The 19,716-nt window shown below is 73.7% G+C and carries 19 protein-coding genes; 7 read left to right on the top strand and 12 right to left on the bottom strand.

Annotated features, from left to right (window positions below; genetic code table 11):
• Window positions 1-2 precede the first annotated feature (2 nt).
• The gene (locus A8713_RS02575; RefSeq protein WP_064531211.1) at window positions 3-638 is read right to left on the bottom strand and encodes a ClpP family protease; all 636 of its coding nucleotides are present in this window, start codon (window positions 636-638) and stop codon (window positions 3-5) included.
• 246 nt (window positions 639-884) lie between these two features.
• On the opposite strand from A8713_RS02575, the gene A8713_RS02570 reads away from it, so the two are divergent.
• The 6 genes from A8713_RS02570 to A8713_RS02545 all read left to right on the top strand — a co-directional run bounded on the left by A8713_RS02570 (window position 885) and on the right by A8713_RS02545 (window position 6,049).
• Complete coding sequence (locus tag A8713_RS02570; protein ID WP_064531210.1) at window positions 885-1,367, top strand: VOC family protein; 483 nt, start codon at window positions 885-887, stop codon at window positions 1,365-1,367.
• A gap of 146 nt (window positions 1,368-1,513) precedes the next feature.
• A complete protein-coding gene (locus A8713_RS02565; RefSeq protein ID WP_064531209.1) occupies window positions 1,514-2,311 on the top strand; it encodes a VOC family protein in 798 nt (265 codons plus the stop codon).
• Window positions 2,312-2,365: 54 nt separating this feature from the next.
• On the top strand, window positions 2,366-3,055 hold the full coding sequence (locus A8713_RS02560; RefSeq protein WP_064531208.1) for a ribonuclease H family protein: 690 nt from the start codon (window positions 2,366-2,368) through the stop codon (window positions 3,053-3,055).
• 99 nt (window positions 3,056-3,154) lie between these two features.
• Entirely contained in the window at window positions 3,155-4,366 is a 1,212-nt protein-coding gene (locus A8713_RS02555) for an FAD-dependent monooxygenase (RefSeq protein ID WP_064531207.1), read from the top strand.
• 64 nt (window positions 4,367-4,430) lie between these two features.
• Window positions 4,431-5,414, top strand: a complete 984-nt coding sequence (locus A8713_RS02550; RefSeq protein ID WP_064531206.1) for an aldo/keto reductase — start codon at window positions 4,431-4,433, stop codon at window positions 5,412-5,414.
• 134 nt (window positions 5,415-5,548) lie between these two features.
• On the top strand, window positions 5,549-6,049 hold the full coding sequence (locus tag A8713_RS02545; protein ID WP_064531205.1) for a DUF6328 family protein: 501 nt from the start codon (window positions 5,549-5,551) through the stop codon (window positions 6,047-6,049).
• 22 nt (window positions 6,050-6,071) lie between these two features.
• Here the strand turns inward: A8713_RS02545 and A8713_RS02540 are convergent, their stop codons facing one another.
• The 7 genes from A8713_RS02540 to A8713_RS02510 form a co-directional block, all read right to left on the bottom strand.
• Entirely contained in the window at window positions 6,072-7,043 is a 972-nt protein-coding gene (locus tag A8713_RS02540; RefSeq protein WP_064531204.1) for an LLM class F420-dependent oxidoreductase, read from the bottom strand.
• A 52-nt stretch (window positions 7,044-7,095) separates the two neighbouring features.
• Window positions 7,096-8,055, bottom strand: coding sequence for a threonine/serine dehydratase (locus A8713_RS02535; RefSeq protein ID WP_064531203.1), 960 nt, complete (start codon window positions 8,053-8,055; stop codon window positions 7,096-7,098).
• Between the two features lie 109 nt (window positions 8,056-8,164).
• Window positions 8,165-8,842, bottom strand: a complete 678-nt coding sequence (locus A8713_RS02530) for an AIM24 family protein (RefSeq protein WP_064531202.1) — start codon at window positions 8,840-8,842, stop codon at window positions 8,165-8,167.
• 54 nt (window positions 8,843-8,896) lie between these two features.
• Entirely contained in the window at window positions 8,897-10,093 is a 1,197-nt protein-coding gene (locus tag A8713_RS02525) for a serine hydrolase domain-containing protein (protein WP_079159231.1), read from the bottom strand.
• Between the two features lie 201 nt (window positions 10,094-10,294).
• Window positions 10,295-10,657 carry a UBP-type zinc finger domain-containing protein gene (locus tag A8713_RS02520; protein ID WP_064531200.1) on the bottom strand — a complete coding sequence of 121 codons (363 nt, stop codon included), beginning with the start codon at window positions 10,655-10,657 and terminating at the stop codon, window positions 10,295-10,297.
• Window positions 10,654-12,156, bottom strand: a complete 1,503-nt coding sequence (locus tag A8713_RS02515) for an ATP-binding protein (RefSeq protein ID WP_064531199.1) — start codon at window positions 12,154-12,156, stop codon at window positions 10,654-10,656. Before A8713_RS02515 ends, A8713_RS02520 begins: the two co-directional genes overlap by 4 nt.
• Window positions 12,153-13,829, bottom strand: a complete 1,677-nt coding sequence (locus A8713_RS02510) for an FAD-dependent oxidoreductase (RefSeq protein ID WP_064531198.1) — start codon at window positions 13,827-13,829, stop codon at window positions 12,153-12,155. The genes A8713_RS02515 and A8713_RS02510 overlap by 4 nt, the downstream gene beginning before the upstream one ends.
• A gap of 282 nt (window positions 13,830-14,111) precedes the next feature.
• Between A8713_RS02510 and A8713_RS02505 the strand changes: the two genes are divergently transcribed.
• Complete coding sequence (locus tag A8713_RS02505; protein WP_064531197.1) at window positions 14,112-14,984, top strand: universal stress protein; 873 nt, start codon at window positions 14,112-14,114, stop codon at window positions 14,982-14,984.
• A gap of 18 nt (window positions 14,985-15,002) precedes the next feature.
• Here the strand turns inward: A8713_RS02505 and A8713_RS02500 are convergent, their stop codons facing one another.
• The 4 genes from A8713_RS02500 to A8713_RS34855 form a co-directional block, all read right to left on the bottom strand.
• Window positions 15,003-16,259, bottom strand: a complete 1,257-nt coding sequence (locus A8713_RS02500; protein WP_064531196.1) for a DUF4032 domain-containing protein — start codon at window positions 16,257-16,259, stop codon at window positions 15,003-15,005.
• 36 nt (window positions 16,260-16,295) lie between these two features.
• On the bottom strand, window positions 16,296-17,042 hold the full coding sequence (locus A8713_RS02495) for an MBL fold metallo-hydrolase (protein WP_064531195.1): 747 nt from the start codon (window positions 17,040-17,042) through the stop codon (window positions 16,296-16,298).
• A gap of 166 nt (window positions 17,043-17,208) precedes the next feature.
• Window positions 17,209-17,718: a hypothetical protein gene (locus tag A8713_RS02490; RefSeq protein ID WP_064531194.1), complete on the bottom strand. Its 510-nt coding sequence runs from the start codon at window positions 17,716-17,718 to the stop codon at window positions 17,209-17,211.
• Window positions 17,719-17,720: 2 nt separating this feature from the next.
• Window positions 17,721-19,217, bottom strand: coding sequence for an amidase domain-containing protein (locus A8713_RS34855; RefSeq protein ID WP_443069756.1), 1,497 nt, complete (start codon window positions 19,215-19,217; stop codon window positions 17,721-17,723).
• Between the last annotated feature and the right edge of the window lie 499 nt (window positions 19,218-19,716).

The following is a 19,716-nucleotide window of genomic DNA, read 5'->3' as shown; positions in this document are numbered from 1 at the left end:
GGTCACCACCCCGCCCGTCGCCGCGCGGCGGGGCGGACGTCGGCCAGCGACTCCACCACCTGGTCCACCATCCCGTACTCCCTGGCCTGTTCCGCGGTGAACCAGCGGTCCCGGTCGCCGTCCCGCGCGATGGTCTCCTCGCTCTGCCCGGTGTGCTCGGCGGTGAGGCGCTCGATGGTCCGCTTGGTGTGCTCCAGGTTCTGCGCCTGGATCTCGATGTCCGCGGTGGTGCCGCCGATCCCCGCCGACGGCTGGTGCATCATGATCCGCGCGTGCGGCAGCGCGAACCGCTTGCCGCGCGTGCCCACGGTGAGCAGGAACTGCCCCATGCTCGCCGCGAACCCCATGGCCAGCGTGGACACGTCGTTGGGGACGAGCCGCATCGTGTCGTAGATGGCGAGGCCCGCGCTGACGGACCCGCCGGGGCTGTTGATGTACAGGCTGATGTCGGCGCGGGGGTCCTCGGCCGACAGCAGCAGCAACTGGGCGCAGACCCGGTTGGCCGACACCTCGTCGACCTGGGTGCCCAGGAACACGATCCGCTGCGCGAGCAGCAGGCTCGCCAGATGGTCGTCGAAGCGGCTGGGCGGCGTCTCGCCGTCCTGGGCGCGCGGGGGCGGGGCGGTGTGTGGAGTCATCGCGTCTCCTCCTCGTGGTGGGGATGCCGTCGGCTCCACTGTCGGCCGTGGGCGGGGCGCGGCGGCCCTTTCTCTGCCGGTGGCAGATTCGCCACGGGCAGAGCGGACCGGGCCGCCGCTGCCCGGGACGGGGCCCGGCGAAGGATCCGGGGGGCCGGGGAAAAGAAGTCCCGGCCGGGCGATGAGTTCCGGGGCGCGGCGCGGTCGATACAGACGACCGCGTTCCCGCACCCCAGGAGGAGATCCGTGAGCACCGAAGGATTCACCACCTGCCTCTGGTTCGACGGCACGGCCGAGGAGGCCGCCCACTACTACGTCTCGGTCTTCAAGGACTCGGGCATCGGCCGGATCACCCGCTCCACGGAGGCCGGGCCCGGCCCCGCCGGTTCGGTGGTCGCCGTGGAGTTCACCGCCCACGGCCACCGGTTCGTGGCGCTCAACGGCGGCCCGCAGTTCACGTTCAGCGAGGCGATCTCCTTCCAGATCCACTGCGCCGACCAGAAGGAGGTCGACCACTACTGGTCCAGGCTCACCGACGACGGCGGCGAAGCGGGCCCGTGCGGCTGGCTCAAGGACCGGTACGGGGTCTCCTGGCAGGTCGTGCCGGACGGGCTCGTCGAGATGATCGGCGACCCCGACCCGGAGAAGGCGGCCCGCACCACCCGGGCCATGCTGGCGATGGGCAAGCTCGACATCGCCGCCCTGCGTAGGGCCCACGCGGGGGAGTAGCGGCCGGCCGCGCGGTGCGGGCCGTCTCGGCGCGCGGCCCACCGCCGCTCTGGCTAGCGTGAGAACCCGTACGCACGCGCGCCCACGCGCCCGTGCCCGCGCGCCCGCGCACGCACCCCGTCACCGAACCGGAGAGGGCGGCAGCCATGCCCGTACGACCTGAGGGAACCCCCTGCTGGGCCGACGCGATGTTCAGCGACGTCGAGGCGGCCAAGACCTTCTACGGCGAGGTCCTGGGCTGGACCTTCGGCGAGTCCTCCGCGCGGTTCGGCCACTACACGCAGGCGTACGCGGACGGCGGGGCCGCGGCGGCCGTCGTCCCGCCGATGCCCGGCCAGGAGGGGCAGCCGCAGTGGTGCCTGTACTTCGCCTCGCCCGACGCGGAGGCCACCGCGCGCCGGATCCGCGAACACGGCGGCGAGGTGCTCCTGGAGCCGATGCGGGTCGGTGACTTCGGCACCATGTGCCTGGCCCGCGAGCCCAGCGGCGCCGTGTTCGGCGTGTGGCAGAGCGGCACCCACGAGGGCTTCGGGGCCACCGGCGTCCCCGGCGCCTACTGCTGGGCCGAACTCTTCACCCGCGAGCCGGAGAAGGCGGACGCCTTCCTCACCTCCGTCTTCGGCTACACCGCGCGGCGGATCGAGGACGAGGCGATCGACTTCAGCGTCTACGACCTGAACGGTGAGACGGTGCTCGGCCGGATGCGGATGACCGACGACTTCCCGCCCCAGGTGCCCTCCTATCTGAACGTGTACTTCACGGTCGCCGACTGCGACGCCGCGGTGTCCGCCGCGACCCGCCTCGGCGGCGCGGTGCGCTTCGGCCCGACGGACACCCCCTTCGGCCGGTTCGCGGTGCTCGCCGATCCCCAGGGCGCCCTCTTCTCCGTGATCGACATCACCCGCGCCCAGGGGGAGAAGCCGCAGGTCAAGGACGCTTCCTAGGCACTTCACGGGCGACGGCACGAGGCCGGCCCGGACCGTGGCATCATCGAGCCCATGCGTGAACGAGTGGTGGCCGCGTGCGACGGGGCCTCGAAGGGCAATCCGGGACCGGCGGGCTGGGCGTGGGTCGTCTCCGACGACGCCGGGACCGCGGCCCGCTGGGAGGCCGGTGCGCTCGGCACCGCCACCAACAACGTCGCCGAACTGACCGCGCTGGAGCGGCTGCTCGCGGCCACCGACCCGGCCGTGCCGCTGGAAGTGCGCATGGACTCGCAGTACGCGATGAAGGCCGTCACCACCTGGCTGCCCGGCTGGAAGCGCAACGGCTGGAAGACGGCCGCGGGCAAGCCCGTCGCCAACCAGGAGCTGGTCGTACGCATCGACGCCCTGCTGGAGGGGCGCCCGGTCGAGTTCCGGTACGTGCCCGCCCACCAGGTCGACGGCGACCCGCTCAACGACTTCGCCGACCGCGCCGCCAGCCAGGCAGCCCGCGTGCAGGAACCGGCCGGCAGCGCCCTCGGCTCCCCGGAGCCCCCGGCCTCGCCGGACACCCCCAAGGCCGCGCCCCGCCGGAAGGCGCCCGCCCGCCGCGCCGCGGGCGGCGGCTCCACCGGCTCCGCGCGCACCATCAAGGCGAAGTTCCCCGGCCGCTGCCTGTGCGGACGCTCCTACGCCGCCGGCGAGTCCATCACCAAGAACGACCAGGGCTGGGGCCACCCGGAGTGCCGCACCGCGCAGGTGTGAGCGGCGCGGGCCACGAGAGGGCCCATGACGGTGCGTGATCGCACGCACCGTCTCTGTTACCTTTCGTTGCCCATCGACCGCTCTCGGTAGTCCTCAGGGGTGTGCGTGAAGGTCGCCTGCGTCGGCGGCGGGCCCGCCGGCCTGTATCTGTCCGTCCTGCTCAAGCGGCAGGACCCGTCCCACGACATCACCGTCCACGAACGCAACCCCGAGGGCTCCACCTACGGCTGGGGCGTCACCTACTGGCAGGGGCTGCTCGACCTGATGCGGGCGCACGACCCCGAGTCGGCCCGCGCCGTCGAGGCGCACTCCGTCCGCTGGCGCGACGGCGTCGCCCACATCGGGGACCTCACCACCCGGCACCGCGGCGACGAGGGCTTCGGCATCGGCCGGCACCGGCTCCTGGAGATCCTCACCGACCGGGCCCGCGCCCTCGGCGTACGGGTCGAGTTCGAGAGCCGGGTCACCGCCGCCGACCCGCCCGCCGCCGATCTGGTGGTCGCCGCCGACGGCGTGCACAGCGCGCTGCGCGACCGGCACGCCGACCACTTCGGCACCCGTCTCCACCTGGGCCGCAACCGCTACCTCTGGCTCGGCACCACCAAGGTCTTCGACGCCTTCACCTTCGCCTTCGTACACAGCGCGCACGGCTGGATCTGGTGCTACGGCTACGGGTACGGCGCCACGCACAGCACCTGCGTCGTCGAGTGCGCCCCGCAGACGTACACCGGTCTCGGCCTCGACCGGCTTCCCGAGGCCGACGTGCTCGCCCTGCTCGAAGGGCTCTTCGCCGGGGTGCTCGACGGGCACCGGCTGACCGGCCGCGGCACGGACGGCGCCGGCAGCCCCTGGCTCGCCTTCCGCACCCTCACCAACCGCACCTGGTACCGGGACAACCTCGTCCTGCTCGGCGACGCCGCCCACACCACCCACTACTCCGTCGGCGCGGGCACCACCCTTGCCCTCCAGGACGCGATCTGCCTGGCCGGGGCGCTGCGCGCACACCCCGGCCTCCCGCAGGCCCTCGCCGCCTACCAGCACGAACGGCAGTCGGCCCTGCTGCCCGCGCAGAGCGCGGCCCGGCACAGCGCCCAGTGGTACGAGAACCTGCCCCGCTACATCCACCTGCCCCCGCACCGGATGTTCGCGCTGCTCGGCCAGCGCCACTCGCCGCTGCTGCCGTACGTCCCGCCGCAGCTCTACTACGGCCTCGACAAGGCGGCCGGACGGCTGACGGCGCTGCGCCGCCTCAAGCGGTGGCTCGGGCCCAGGCTCGCGCGGACGGCGCAGGCGCGCTCCCTGAGCCGCTGAACCACCGGTCCGCCGGGCCGGGTGACAGCCGCCGGTCCGCCGGGCCGGGTGACACACTGACGCCATGAACGAACGTGAATTCGGCAGGTCGCACCAGCACGCCTCGGTCGTCGGGCTCGGCACCTGGCAACTGGGCGCCGACTGGGGCGACGTCGACGACAAGGAAGCCCTCGCCGTACTGGAGGCGGCGGCCGAGTCGGGGGTGACCTTCTTCGACACGGCCGACGTCTACGGCGACGGACGCAGCGAGCAGACCATCGCCACCTTCCTGGGCTCCCGCCCCGACCTGCACGTCCTGGTCGCGACCAAGATGGGCCGGCGCGTCGAGCAGATCCCCGAGAACTACGTCCTGGACAACTTCCGCGCCTGGAACGACCGTTCGCGCCGCAACCTCGGCGTGGACCGGATCGACCTGGTGCAGCTGCACTGCCCGCCGACGCCCGTGTACTCCAGCGACGAGGTGTTCGACGCGCTCGACACCCTCGTCGAGGAGGAGCGCATCGCCGCGTACGGCGTCAGCGTGGAGACCTGCGCCGAGGCGCTGACGGCGATCGCCCGGCCGAACGTGGCCAGTGTGCAGATCATCCTCAACCCCTTCCGCATGAAGCCGCTGAACGAGGTGCTGCCCGCCGCGCGGGAGGCGGGCGTCGGTGTCATCGCGCGCGTCCCGCTCGCCTCCGGCCTGCTGTCGGGCAAGTACACCAAGGACACCGTCTTCCCCGCCAACGACCACCGCACCTTCAACCGGCACGGCGAGTCGTTCGACCAGGGCGAGACCTTCTCCGGCGTGGACTGGGCCACCGGCGTGGAGGCCGCCGCCGAGTTCGCCGCGCTGGCCCCCGAGGGCTGCACCCCCGCCCAGCTCGCCCTGCGCTGGATCGTCCAGCAGCCCGGCGTCACCACCGTCATCCCCGGCGCCCGCTCCCCGGAGCAGGCCCGCGCCAACGCCGCCGCCGGCAAGCTCCCGCCGCTGCCGCGGGAGACCCTGACGGCGATCCGCGACCTGTACGAGCACCGGATCAAGGACCAGGTCGAAGGCCGCTGGTAGCCACCGGCCGCCGTACGCGCCGATTCCGCCCGGCGCGTACGGCGCCACGGGAAGGATCTTCGCCGTCCGGGGAACACGCCAGGAAGGAGGCCCGGCGGCCGGGGGCCGGGACCACGGGCACCGGAGGCGGTCTGATGGCGACGGAGCGGGCGGCTGAGACACGTCGGCGCCGGGGGCGGGACGAGAGCGAGGAGGAACGGGCCGACCGCATGTGGGTCGAGCTGATCCAGGAGGTGCGGGTCGCCCAGACCGGCGTGCAGATCCTCTTCGGCTTCCTGCTCACCGTGGTCTTCCAGCCCAAGTACGCCACGCTCGCCCCCGCCGACCGGACCATCTACATCGTGACGGTCGTCCTGGGCGCCGCCGCGACCGGCGCCCTCATCGGCCCGGTCTCCCTGCACCGCCTGGTCTCCGGGCGCCGGGTGAAGCCCGAGGCCGTGCGCTGGGCGTCCCGCATGACCTTCGTCGGCCTGCTTCTGCTGCTGGCCACCATGACCTCCTCCCTGCTGCTGGTCCTCAGGGTGGCGACGCACGACGGGTTCGTGCCGTGGCTGGTGGCCCCGGTGGTCGGCTGGTACCTGCTGTGCTGGTTCGTGCTGCCCCTGTGGACCAGACGGCGCCACACCTCGCGGTGAGCCGCCCGCCGGTGCGCGCCGGTCAGGCGAAGGCGTCCCGCAGCGCGGGCAGCAGCGTCTTCGCCGACCAGCCGAGGAACGGCTCCTGGCTCGCCCCGCCGATCTGCACCAGCGCGACCTCGGTGAACCCGGCCTCCGCGTAAGGCCGTACGGCCTCCACGAACGCCTCCGGGTCGTCGCCGCACGGGATCGCCGCGGCCACGTCGTCCGGGGTGACGAACTGGGTGGCCTGCTCGAAGGAGTCCGGGTGCGGCAGCTCGGAGTTCACCTTCCAGCCGCTGCCGAACCAGCGGAACTGGTCGTGCGCCCGCGCGACGGCCGCGTCCCGGTCGGTGTCGTAGCAGACCGGGAGCTGTCCGACGCGCGGCTTGCCCTGCCCGCCGTGCCGGTCGAACGCCTCCAGCAGCTCGGCCTTCGGCTCGGTGGCGATCACCAGGTCGGCGAGGTGCCCGGCCAGCTCGCAGGACTGCTCGCCGGAGACGGCGACACCGATGGGCGGCGGCTGGTCCGGCAGGTCCCACAGCCGGGCCGACTCCACGTCGAAGTGCGCGCCGTGCCGGGTCACATGGCCGCCCTCGAACAGCGCCCGGATGATCTCGACGGCCTCCTCCAGACGCTCGTGCCGTACGTCCACGGTGGGCCAGCCGCCGCCGACCACGTGCTCGTTGAGGTTCTCGCCCGCGCCGAGCCCCAGCCGGAACCTGCCCTGCGCCAGCAACTGCACCGTGGCCGCCTTCTGCGCCACCACCGCCGGGTGATAGCGGAAGGTCGGACAGGTCACGTACGTCATCAGCGGGATCCGCGAGGTCGCCTGGGCGGCCGCGCCCAGCACACTCCACGCGTACGGCGCGTGCCCCTGGGAACGCAGCCACGGAAAGTAGTGGTCCGAGATCACCGAGAAGTCAAAACCGGCCTCCTCGGCACCCACCACGTGCTCCACCAGCTCCCGGGGGCCGGCCTGCTCGGTCATCATCGTGTATCCGATCTGCACCATGGCGCCCGAGTCCCCGGCCCGCGCCCGCGGAAACGGCCCGCTCCGCCCCCGCTCAGCGCAGCCCGAAGCGGTCGGCCCAGGCCATGATGTCGCCGGTCGCCGCGTTGCCGCCGCACACCACGAGGCCGAGCCGGGCGTCGGCGCCGACCCGCTCGCGCACCTGCCGGGCGGCCGGCAGCAGACAGCCGGCCGCGGGCTCCGCCCACACCTTGGCGTGCTCGGCGAGTTCGAGACAGCCCCGCACGGCCTCCGCGTCCGGCACCACGAGCACCTCCTCGACCAGGGCCGCCGCGTGCTCGTACGTCAGCTCCGACACGGCCGGGGCGCTCAGCGTCGTGACGACCGAGGACAGCGCGACCGGCACCGGACCGCCCGCCGCCAGCGCCCGCGACAGGGCCTCGGCGCCCTCCGTCTCCACGCCCCACACCCGCACCCCGGGCCGCAGCGCCCGCAGCGCGCTCGCCACCCCGGCGATCAGCCCGCCGCCGCCCACGCTGACCAGCACGTCCGTGAGCGGACCGGCGTCCTGGGCGAACTCCAGGCCCACGGTGCCCTGCCCGGCGATCACCACCGGATCGTCGAAGGGGTGCACGAGCGTCAGTCCCTCGTCCCGCAGCCGCGCGGCCGTCGCGAACGCCTCGTCCATGCCGTCGGCCAGCCGCAGCGTCGCCCCGCTCTCCTCCGCGATCCGCAGCGAGCGGGCCGGGGCCGAGCGGGGCATGACCACCGTGGCCTTCACCTCCAGCGCGGCGGCCATCACCGCGAGCGCGATGCCGTGGTTGCCGCCGCTGACGGCCACCACGCCCGCCGCGCGCTCCGCCTCGCTCAGCGAGAGCAGCTTCGCCGTCGCGCCGCGCGCCTTGAACGAGCCGGTGCGCTGCAACAGCTCCAGCTTCGCGGTCACCGGGGCACCGAGCAGCGCGGACAGACCCGGGCTCGGCACGGTCGGGGTGCGCACCACATGAGCGGCGATCCGCTCGGCCGCGCTGTCGATCTCCGAGATGCCGATCACGGCGGTCCACCCTTCCGGCGCGGGGGCTGGGATCCGCGCCACCCCGACCCTCACCCGCCGGGGCACCGCAGGTCAACCGGCGTCCACCGCCGCCCGCGCCCGGGGCGGCTCAGTGCTGCTGCGCCTTCTGCGGGGTCGCCTCGCTGGGGCGCACGATGACATGGCCCTCGCCCTGGAGCATCAGCTGCACGGCCTCGCCGGAGCCGCCGCGCAGCATGGAGCCGACGGACTGCGAGCGGTGCAGCGACGTCTGGAGGCGGGCGGTCCAGCCGACGACCGCGTCGGTGTCGACGTACACCGGCAGCTCGGGCGTCACCGGTATCACGAGCGGATTGCCCTCGCAGGCGAGACCGAGCGTGCCCTGCCCGGTGAAAACGGTGTTGAACAGTCCGCCGCCCGCGATGCCCGAGCCCTTGACCGTCTTGATCTGGTACGCCAGCGACGCGTCGAAGCACAGGACGTTGCGCCCGTTGACGGTGAACTCGTCACCGCCGTCGAGATGGACGAGGAAGCAGTTCTGCGCCTCGTGCGCGAACCATGCCTCGCCCTGCCCGCGCACCGACATCAGCGGCAGGCCCTCCCCGGTGACCGCGCGCTTGAGCATGCCGCCCACGCCCTGGCCCTTGCGCTCGAACTGGAGGCTGCCGCGCCAGGCCACCATGGCGCCCTGGCGGGCCAGCATCTCCCCGTTCACCACATAGCGGATGCACTTGGCGTTCTCGACGGACATGCCCGGCGCGGTCGCGGGCCGCACCACGTGCTCTTGCGAAAAAAGGTCACCTTGCATGGGGGCATCCTGGCCCGGAACGCGTGCCTCCGCCAAGATCGGTGGAAAACGGGTTCACCGCACCCGGGCCGGCTTGCCGCAGAACACCGGCTCCAGCGTGCGCAGCATGGTCGCCTGCACCGCGCCGTTGTTGGAGGTGTTGACGACCGCCGTGTAACTGCGCAGCCCGTCCTCGCCGGTGAAGGCGTAGGTGTAGAAGCCCTGCACCGCCCCGGTGTGCCCGTACACGGAGATCCCGCAGGACAGGTCGCGGCGGCGCAGCCCGAGCCCGTATCCCTGACCGGTGCCCGCCGGGAACCAGCGCCGCATCTCGGCCAGCCCTGAGGCGGGCAGCAGCCGGCCGCCGAGCAGCGCCGAGAGGAAGGTGTTCAGATCACGGGCGGAGGAGATGAGCGCGCCCGCGCTCTGGGCCCATGACACCGTCTGCTCGGTGGCGTCCACCAGGGCGCCCCCCGGCTCGTCCGGGGTGAGGTAGCCGTGCGCGTGGCGCCCGGGGATCGCGGTGCCCGGGTGCACGTAGAAGGTGTCGGCCAGTTTCAGCGGTCCGATGATCCGGTCCTCGTACGCGGCGCGCACCGGCTGGCCCGTCAGCTTCTCGATGAGCAGCCCGGCCACGACGTAGTTGGTGTTGGAGTAGGAGTAGGCGGCGCCGGGCGTGCCGGTCAGCGGGTGCCGCAGGGACCGCTCGACCAGCTCGCGCAGGGTGAAGACCTTGGTGCGCACCGCCTCGAAGCCGGGCACGGTACGGGCGAACAGGTCCTCGGTGTAGTCGTACAGACCGCTGCGGTGGCTGAGCACGTGCCGTACGGTGATCCGCTCGTCGGGCAGCAGGCCGGGCAGGTAGTGGTCGACGGACGTGTCGAGCCGCAGCCTGCCCTCGGCGACGAGCTGGAGCAGGACGACGGCCGAGAAGGTCTTGGTGACACTGCCGATGCGGACCCTGTCCGCGGTGTCCATGGCCTCGGAGTCCGCGCGGTCGGCGACGCCCTCGGCGAGCCGGTGCACTGTGGCCGGGCCGTCGTAGGACGTGCGGTGGTCGTCGAACCGTGCCGCGGCGCCGGGCGCGCCCTGACCGAGCGCGGTGCGCAGGAGCGCGTCCAGACCGGCCGTGTCCGGGGCGGGCGTGGGAGCGGTGACGCGGGCGTGGGCGGGCGGTGCCGCGGCCCGGGTCCCCGGCGGGCCGGCCGCCGCCCGCGCCGGTCCCGCGAGCAGGCCCAGCGCCAGCGACCCGAGCACCGCGCCCGTGCACATCGTCCGTGCGGCCATACGATCCGGCTCCGTCCTCGTCGGTGCGCGGGCCGCGGGACGCGAGCGCCGGTGCGCGGCCCGCGCCATCTTGATCACATACGGGCAGCGCAACCTTCTCGTACGGCATCACCTCGGTGAGGACGACACGCAGTCGACCGCTCGCCGGTCACCGAGTGGGACGGCGGGGGATCACTCCCGGACGGCTCAGCGCAGGATCCGCGCCCAGTCGTGCGGCACCCGCCCGGCCGGTCCGGGCACGGGCTGGTCCGCCGGATGCGCCAGCGGCGGCGCCAGTTCGGCGCCCGGCTCGTACAGCTCGTCCGCCGCGTAGTCCCAGAACCAGTCCTCGCCCGGCTCGTAACTGCGGATCACCGCATGCCCGGTGGCGCGGTAGTGGGCGGTGGCGTGGCGGGCGGGGGAGTCGTCGCAGCAGCCGACGTGCCCGCAGCGCGCACAGCGCCGCAGATGGAACCACCAGCCGCCCGCCGCCTCGCACTCCGCGCAGCCCGGACCGCTCGGCGGGACCTCCGGGTCGACCCGGAGGTCCGGACCGGCGCCTTCGCTCATTCCGTCCCCTCTGGCGCGTCCGGGGCCCCTTGTGCCCCGGGTGCCGGGCGCAGCGCCCTGCCGTCGCCGTCCGTCGCGTTCAGCGGCAGCAGCACCGCGAACCGGGTGTCGCCCGGCGCCGACTCCACCGCGAGGCTCCCGTGGTGCTTGTTGACCACGATCCGCCAGGAGATGTCGAGACCGAGCCCGGTGCCCTGACCGACCGGCTTGGTGGTGAAGAACGGGTCGAAGATGCGGTCCCGGATCTCCGCGGGCACCCCGGGTCCGGTGTCCCGGAACTCCACGAGCAACTGCTCGCCCTGGCGTGCCGTCCGCACGGTCAGCGTGCCCTCGCCGCCCGCACCGCCCATGGCGGAGACGGCGTTGTCGATCAGATTGGTCCACACCTGGTTCAGCTCGGCCGGATAGGCGGGGATCCGCGGCAGTGTCCGGTCGTACTCCTTGACCACCCTGATCCGCGGACCCGTCTTGCCCGACAGCATCAGCAGCGTGCTGTCGAGCAGTTCGTGCACGTCGGCGACCTGGTAGGGGGCCCGGTCCAGCTGGGAGTACTGCTTGGCGGCGTCCACGAGCCGGGAGACCCGGGTGGTGGAGTCCGCTATCTCGTCCATCAGCAGCTCGGTCTCCACCGTGTACGACAGCCACCCCACCGCGCCGGGCAGGATGTCCTCGCCGACCGCCGCCACCACCTGCTCCAGCCAGTCCACGTCGAGCCCGGCCTGCACGAACACCGGCGCGAGCTGCCAGCCGTAGTCGATGCCGTGCTCCTCCAGCCAGTCGGTGAGCAGGTCCTCCCGGTCGGTGGTCTCCAGCGGACTGAGCACCGGCGCCTTGGCGACCCGCTCCGCCGTGCGCTCCTGGATCTCGATCAGCTGCGTCAACTGCTCCGGGCTGAACGGCCCTTCGGCGATCACCGCGAGCTTGTGCCGCATCTTCGCGACCCGCTCGCGCAGCGCCGCCGTGGCCCGCACCGCCGCGGCCGCCGGATTGTTCAGCTCGTGCGTGAGCCCCGCGGACAGTGAGCCCAGCGCCAGCAGCCGCTCCCGCTGCCCCACGGCCGCCTGGGTGTTCTTCGAACCGAAGAACAGCCCCTCCAGCAGATGCACCGACATCGGGAACCACTCGCGCATGATGCTCGCGAACGTGTCGGCGGGCAGCACGAAGAACCGCGTCGGCTCGGTCACCCGCATCGAGTTCTGGTACACCTGCCGCACCCGGTCCCCGATGTACGCCTGCACCGCGCCCGAGTACACCCCGCGCTGCGAGGTCCGGGCGATCTCCACGTCGTCGTCGCCGACCCGCCGCGAGTGCACCACCGTCCCCTCGATCATCACGAAGAAACAGGTGGCCGGATCACCCTCGCGGTACACCGGGCCCGGCTGGAACAGCTCCACCCGCCCGTCGCTGCACAGCCGCCCCAGCTGCTCCGCCGACAGCTCCTCGAACAGGAACAGCGAACCGATCTCCCTGGGGCTGCACGGCACCACCCGCCCGCTCATGACTGCTCCAGGTAACGGTGCACCAGCATCACGGCCATCGCTCCCTCTCCGACCGCGGACGCGACCCGCTTGGCCGACTCGGCGCGGGCGTCGCCCGCCACGAACACCCCGGGCACATTGGTCTCCAGGTGGTACGGCGCCCGGTCCAGCTCCCAGCCCGCCGGCGGCCGGCCGTCCGCGCTCAGGTCGGGACCGGCCAGGATGAACCCGCGCTCGTCCCGCAGCACCGTCCCGTCCAGCCAGTCGGTCAGCGGCGCGGCGCCGATGAACACGAACACCCACTGCGCGTCGACCCGTTCGCGCTCCCCGCTGACCACGTCGCGCAGCGTCAGCTGCTCCAGATGGTCCGCGCCGTGCGCCGCCTCCACGACCGTGCCGGTGCGCACCGAGATGTTCGGCGCCTCCTCCAGCTGCTGGATCAGGTAGTACGACATCGACGCCGACAGCGAGGCGCCGCGCACCAGCAGCGTCACCGACTTCGCGCCCCGGGACAGATACATCGCCGCCTGCCCCGCCGAGTTGGCGCCGCCCACGATGTACACGTCCTGACCGTGGCAGGACGGCGCCTCGGTCAGCGCCGAACCGTAGAACACCCCGCAGCCGGTGAGGCCGTCGGCGCCGGCCGCCGGGAGCTGCCGGTAGGACACCCCGGTCGCCAGGATCACGCTGTGCGCGGCGACGGCCGACCCGTCGGAGAACCGCACGGTGCGCGCCGCGCCGTTGACCTCCAGGCCGGTCACCTCGCGCGCGGTGAGGATCTCCGCGCCGAACCGCGCCGCCTGCCGCCGCGCCCGGTCGGTCAGCTGGGCGCCGGACACCCCGTCCGGGAAACCGAGGTAGTTCTCGATCCGCGAACTCTGCCCGGCCTGCCCGCCGGTGGCCGACCGCTCCACCAGGACGGTGCGCAGCCCCTCGGACGCCCCGTACACGGCCGCGCCGAGACCGGCCGGGCCGCCGCCGATGACGACCAGGTCGTAGAAGTCGGCCGCCGGGGTCGTCGCCAGACCGACCCGGGCGGCCAGGTCCGGGGCCTCCGGCTCGACCAGCGGCGTGCCGTCCGGAGTGACCACCAGCGGCAGCCGCTGCCCGTCCTGGCCGGCCGCGCCCAGCAGCCGCCGCCCCTCCGGCTCGTCGGAGGAGTACCAGCGGTAGGGCACCTGGTTGCGGGCCAGGAACTCGCGCACCTCGGAGGAGCGCGCCGACCAGCGGTGCCCCACCACCTTGGTGCTCGGCACCGGCCGGTGGTCGCTGTGCCGCCACGCCTGGAGCAGGTCGTCCAGGACCGGGTACAGCTTCTCCTCGGGCGGGTCCCAGGGCTTGAGCAGGTAGTGGTCCAGGTCGACCACGTTGATGGCGTCGATCGCCGCGTTGGTGTCCGCGTACGCGGTCAGCAGCACCCGGCGGGCGCCCGGGTAGACGTCCAGGGCCTGTTCGAGGAACTCGATGCCGTTCATGTGCGGCATGCGGTAGTCGGCCAGGATCACCGCGACCAGGTCGCCGCGCAGCTTCAGTTCGCGCAGCGCGCCCAGCGCGGACTCGCCCGACTCCGCCCGCACGATCCGGTACGACTCGCCGTAGCGCCGCCGCAGATCACGGGCGACGGCCCGGGACACCCCCGGATCGTCGTCCACGGTCAGGATGACGGTCCGCACGGCCTCGGCGGCCTGAGTCATAGGTCTCCCACCCCGAGCGGTCGCGACGGGCGGCCCGGTGCCTCCCGTCTTCGAGCCCACGTGCGTCATCGTAGGCGGGCGGTCCCGGCTTCGCCCGAGCGAGCGGGAGACACCGGCGCACTCTGGTGTGTCCGGGTCCGTGTCCGTGCCCGTACCCCTTGATCACGGGCCGGTGGGCGGGGCATGGCAGGATCGTCCGGGGGAGTCCGGGCGGATCCCGGGCAAGCGCAGACGCGGAGGACGGGCCCGCCCCGGGGCCCACGGCGCAGGGAGGCGGACGGCATGACACGGCCGATCACGGCAGGCGTGGACGGATCGGAGGAGAGCCGCGCCGCACTGGCGTGGGCCGGACGGGAGGCCGAGCGCCGCGGGCTGCCGCTGCGCGTCGTGCACGCCTGGCACTTCGAGGTGCACGACGCCTTCGACCTGGGCGACCGCGACGCGCAGCGGCAGCGGGTGCGCGAGATGGCCGACGAGGCGGTCCGCGACCTCACCGCCCGCCACCCCGGCCTGGCCGTGACCACCGACCTGGTGGAGGACGAGGCCGCCCCGGCGCTGACCGCCGCGGCGGCCGACGCCGAGGCCCTGGTGCTCGGCTCGCGCGGGCAGGGCGCCCTCGTCGGGTTCCTGGTCGGCTCCGTCGGACAGCAGGTGATCGCCGGGGCCCGCCGCCCCGTCGTCCTGGTCCGGGCCGGTGACGAGCCCGCCGCCGAGGCCGCCGGACGCGAGGTCGTCGTCGGCCAGCACGGCACCGCCGAGGACAGCGCCGAGACGCTGCGCTTCGCCTTCGAGACGGCCGCCGCCCGCGGCGCCACCGTCCGCGCGGTGCGCGCCTGGACGCTGCCGCCGGTCTTCGCCTACAGCCCCGGCTCGCTCAAGCTCCTCGACGAGGCCGGCGGTCTGGAGCCGTACGAGCGCAAGGCGCTCGCCGAGGCGCTGCGGCCCTGGCGGGAGCGGTTCCCGGACGTCCCCGTCGTCGAGCACGTGGAGATGGGCAGCGCCGGGCAGGTGCTGCTGGCGACCGCCGGGCACGCCCAGCTCGTGGTCGTGGGCCGCCGCTCCCGCCGCACCGCGGTGGGCGCGCGGATCGGCTCCGTCGCCCACGGCGTGCTGCACCACGCCGGATGCCCGGTGGCGGTCGTCCCGCACGAGTGAGCCGGTGCCCGGCGCCCCTCAGGGAGCGGGCGCCGGGTCCTCCTCCGGCTGTGTCGGCTCCAGCGTGGCGCGCGCCTTGGGCAGCACATGGCGCACATAGTCCTCGACCACGGTGTCCAGGCCGATGTCGTGCTGCGCGCGCTCGGACAGGTACCAGCGGTGCTCCAGCAGCTCGTGGTAGATCTCGGCCGGGTCCATGGAGCCGCGCAGCTCGCGCGGCACCTCGCGCACGGTGGGCCGGAACACCTCGCGCACCCAGCGGTGGGCCAGCACCTCGGGGCGGGCGGAGAGGGGGTCGCCCGGGGCGTAGTCGTCCTGGGTGGCCATCCAGCTCTCCAGGTCGGTCAGCAGCCGCCGCGCCTGGTTCTCCTCGGTGTCCAGACCGGTCAGCCGCAGCAACTGGCGCTGGTGGTGCCCGGCGTCGACGACCTTGGGCACGAAGGTGACCGTGTCGCCGCCCGAGGAGTGCTCGATCTGCATCTCGGCGACGTCGAAGCCCATGTCGTTGAGCCGGCGTATCCGGCGCTCGATGTAGTGGTACTTGCCCGCCGGATAGACGGAGGTGCGGGTCAGCTCCTCCCACAGCTTCTCGTAGCGCGCGCAGATCTCGGTGCCGAAGTCCACCGGGTCCACCGAGGGGTGCAGGGCGCCGGAGGCCTCCAGGTCGAGCAGTTCGCCGCTGATGTTCACCCGGGCCAGGTCGAGGTCGTAGTCCCGCTGCCCGTCGCTCAGCCGCGGATGCAGCTCGCCGGTCTCCGCGTCGACGAGATAGGCGGCGTACGCGCCCGCGTCGCGCCGGAAGAGCGTGTTGGACAGCGAGCAGTCGCCCCAGGCGAACCCGGCCAGGTGCAGCCGCACCAGCAGCACCGCGAGGGCGTCCATCAGCCGGTGCATGGTGGCGGGCCGCAGGGTCGTCTCGAACATCGACCGGTACGGCATCGAGCCGCCCAGGTGCCGGGTGATCAGCACCGGTTCCAGCGGCGCGCCCGTGCGGTCGGTCCGCCCGGTGACCACGGCGAGCGGGTCGACGGCGGGGATGGCGAGCCGGTCCAGGTCGCGCAGCAGCTCGTACTCGCGCAGCGCCGGCCGCTCGGCCAGCTCCTTGACGGCGATCACCTCCTCGCCCGCGCGGGCGTAGCGCACGACGTGCCGGGAGATGCCGCGCGGCAGCGGCACGAGGTACTCCTCGGGCCACTCCTCCAGCGGCGTCTCCCAGGGCAGTGCGAGCAGGAGCGCGGGATGCTCCGGGTTGGTGGCGCTGATCTGCAAAGCCATGGCGGAAACTCTAGGGCCTGATCCGGACGACAGCCCCTAGAGCGCGTGGTCCCGGGCCCGGCGGGCGGCCGCCTCGACCGGGCCGCGGTGGACCGGGCCGTGGCCGGGGAGCAGGACGTCGGCGTCGAGGCTTTCGAGTATCGCCAGCGAGGCCAGCGCCTGGGCGCGCTCGTGGTGGAACATGTCGGGCAGCAGTTGCGGGCCGCTGATGCGCGAGATGGGGTGGCCGCTGACCAGGGCGTCGCCGGAGACCAGCACGCCCGCCTCGGGCAGATGGAACACCGTGTGGCCGCGGGTGTGCCCGGGGGTGTGCACGGGCACCGGGCGGCCCGGCAGGTCCAGCGGGCCGGCCGCCGGGAACGGCTCGGGCGCGGCGACGGGCAGGTGCGCGGTGCCGCCGGCCCGCAGCGAGTGCACCGCCCAGGGCAGCACCCCGAGCCGCCAGCCGTTGCGCAGCACCGTGCCGACGCTCACCTGGTGCAGGAACTCCCGCCGCGCGTGCGGAACTTCGGCCTCGTGGAGCTGGACGGGGGTGCCGTACGTCGTGCGCAGGTACTCGGCGGAACCGAGGTGGTCGTTGTGCGCGTGGGTGATCAGCACCGCCGCCACCGCCTGCGGCGAACTGCCCACCGCTTCCAGCGAGTCGAGCACCAGCTCCCGGTCGGCCGGGTAGCCGGTGTCGATGAGGGTGGCCGCGTCACCCTCGGTGAGGATCACCCAGTTGGTGTGGGTGCCGTGCACCAGATAGGTGCCGTCGGCCACTTCCCGCACGTCCGCCCGCATCGGTCTCCCCAAGTCGTGGATGGCTGGTGCCGGGGGACAGCAAAGCAGACGCGGTCGCCGCCCCGGCAGGCGGAGCCCCGGGCCGGGCGGCGGATGTGCCGGAGCGCCCGTGTCCGGCGGCCGACGGGCCGGGGACACGGGCGCTCCGTTCCGGGAGGCGGGCGGGTCAGGAGGCGGCGGAGCGGGAGCCCGAGCCGCCGGGGGCCGCCGGGGCCCAGCCGGGCGCCCGCGCCGCCTCGGCCGGGTCCGTCTCGTCGAGGGTGACGCCCCAGGTGTCGTCCTCGCCGACGCGCACCTCGACCTCCTTCTTCCGGCCGCCGCCGAAGTACAGCACCACGACCTGGCGGGTGGACCCCTCGTCGTAGAAGTCCGCCGTCACCTCGCCGCCCGCGGCCTCGCCGAACGCGTCGACCCAGTTGCGGGCCGTGGTGTCGGCGGCCGTGCCGCCGGTGACGGCCAGGTCGGCGAGCCCTTCCGGGTCACGGTCGGCCAGCCGCCACACCGTCCGCTGCACCGTCTCCAGGCTCCCCCGGGAGGGATAGCCCACGACGTGCAGCGGTTTGTGGCGGGAGTAGTCGCCCTGGTAGTCGTCCGTCCCGTCGGCGCCGCACGCGGTCACGGACAGGCCGGTGCCCACCAGCAGGGCCAGGGCCAGGCATTTCTTCGCACTGTGCATGATCAGCCGCGGGACCTCGGTCGAAGGATGACGACGCGCTCGATGTAGTTGCTGCTCTTGCGGTAGCGGGCGATGGCCGCCGCCAGGCTGGTGCGGCCCACTCCGCCGTGCTGGAGGAGCTGGACACCGTGCCGGTTGGCCGAGACCACCGCGACGTGGTTGTACGCCCGCTCCTTCTTCCACTTGAAGAGCACGATGTCACCGGCGCGCGCGTTGTGCGCGTGCACGAACTGCGCCTTACGGTAGTTGATCATGTGGCGGCGGAAGTTCTCCGCGCCGGACCAGGTGTAGCTCTTGTTCTTCACGGTGCCGAAGAAGTAGTACTGCTGCCACCAGGCGCGGTCGTGCTTGCGGCCGCCGGCCCGGGTCTTCATCTTCCCGCCGTAGTAGAGGGCCTTGGAGACGAAGTTGGTGCAGTCCTGGCCGTACTCCCACTTGGTGCCCAGGTTGCGCGAGGCCCAGTTGGCCGTGCCCGAACCGCTGACCTGGGCGGCGCGCAGCATCGCGCCCGCGGCCTGCGGGGTCTGGACGGGGAAGCCCTCGGCGTCCAGCTCGACGGGCTCGTCCGGGGTCTCCTCGACCGGGCCCTCGGGTTCACCGGCCACGTCGAGACCGTCCTCGACCGCCGCCGACCGCGACAGGACCTTCTCCGCCGCGGGCGCGTCCGCCTCCAGATGGAGCAGCGGCGCACCGCTGTTGGTGCTGAAGGTGAACCGCTGTTCCCTGCGCCCCTCCTCGGGTTCGGCCGCGGCGCCGTCCCCGCCGAGGACGGCGCGGTCGTCGACGACCGCGCGCAGGAAGACCGCACCGCTGTCGTCGACGCCCGCGAGGACCTCGGAGAGCGTGCTGGTCATCTCCGTGTAGCGGGTGCCGTGCCGGGCCAGCGACTCGCGGGTCTCCACCAGGTCGGCGGCCTGGCCGTTCAGCAGGTCCTGGAAGGCGGCACCGGCGGGCGCGGCGGCCAGCGCGGCGGCGGCCGTCGGCCGGGTGCCCCGCAGGATCGCGGCGCGCGCGTCCAGGTACTGCTGCACGATGTCCCGGTACGTCGCCGTGCCGGCCGGTACCGCCGTGGGCGTCCTGGGCGCCGCGGTGACCGCGGCGCCCGAGCCGTGGGCGGTGCGGGCGGTGACGGCCACGTGGTAGGGGGTGCCGTTGGCCAGCGCGCCGACCACGGCGTGCGGCTCCCGGGTGGTGGTCCGCGCGGCCACGGTGCCGTCGGCGCGGGTGACGACGACGTCGTACTCAGCGCCGTCCGTCGCCGAACCGAGGTCGGCCGGCGGGTTCCAGGTGGCCAGCAGGCCGCCGTCGCCCGGGGTGACCCGCAGGTCCTCCGGGGTGCCCGGCACCTTCGGAGCCACGTACTCGATCACCAGCCGGGGACGCTTCGCCGCGTCGGCGGACCGGCCGGAGTGGTACGAGAGTGTCTGGCCGCGGTCCTTCGCGGGCAGCCGCAGGACGAAGCCCTCGACGGGGCCCTGCTCCAGCCAGGACTGCACCATCGGGCCCAGGTCCTGCTCCTCGGGCAGCGCCGCCTCAGCGAACGGCGTGTCCTCCAGCAGGCCAGGCAGCGCCGCGCCGTCCTGCGGAGCGGCCCATGCCTCGGCGAGCTGGGTGATCTCGACCGGCCGGGCGGCGCAGGCGGCCGTCCCGCACTCGGCGGGGGTCAGCTGGAGCCGGGCCCGGGTGACCCGGGCGCCCGCGGGCACCTGGCCGAGGCCGGGCCTGAACCAGACGGCGCGCTCGGAGCCCGCGGCGCCGCCCAGGGTGAGGCGGGCGTCCTTGACCGCCGGGCAGCCGCCGGCGCAGGCCCCGGCGCCGATCGGCGCGGTGGCGTCCTCCAGGGCGGCGCCGGTGAGGGTCACGGTCGTGGTCTTCGGGGCGGGCGGTGCCGTCGCGGAGACGGTCAGCTCCTCCTCGTAGGACCAGGCCGAACAGCCCGTCCCGGTGCACGAGCGCATCGCCCAGAGGTAGGTGGTGCCGTCCTTCAGGGCACCCTCG

The organism is Streptomyces sp. SAT1, from assembly GCF_001654495.1.
GTDB lineage: Bacteria > Actinomycetota > Actinomycetes > Streptomycetales > Streptomycetaceae > Streptomyces > Streptomyces andamanensis.
Note: the sequence above shows the minus strand (reverse complement) of the source record. Positions and strands in the feature narration are given on the sequence as shown.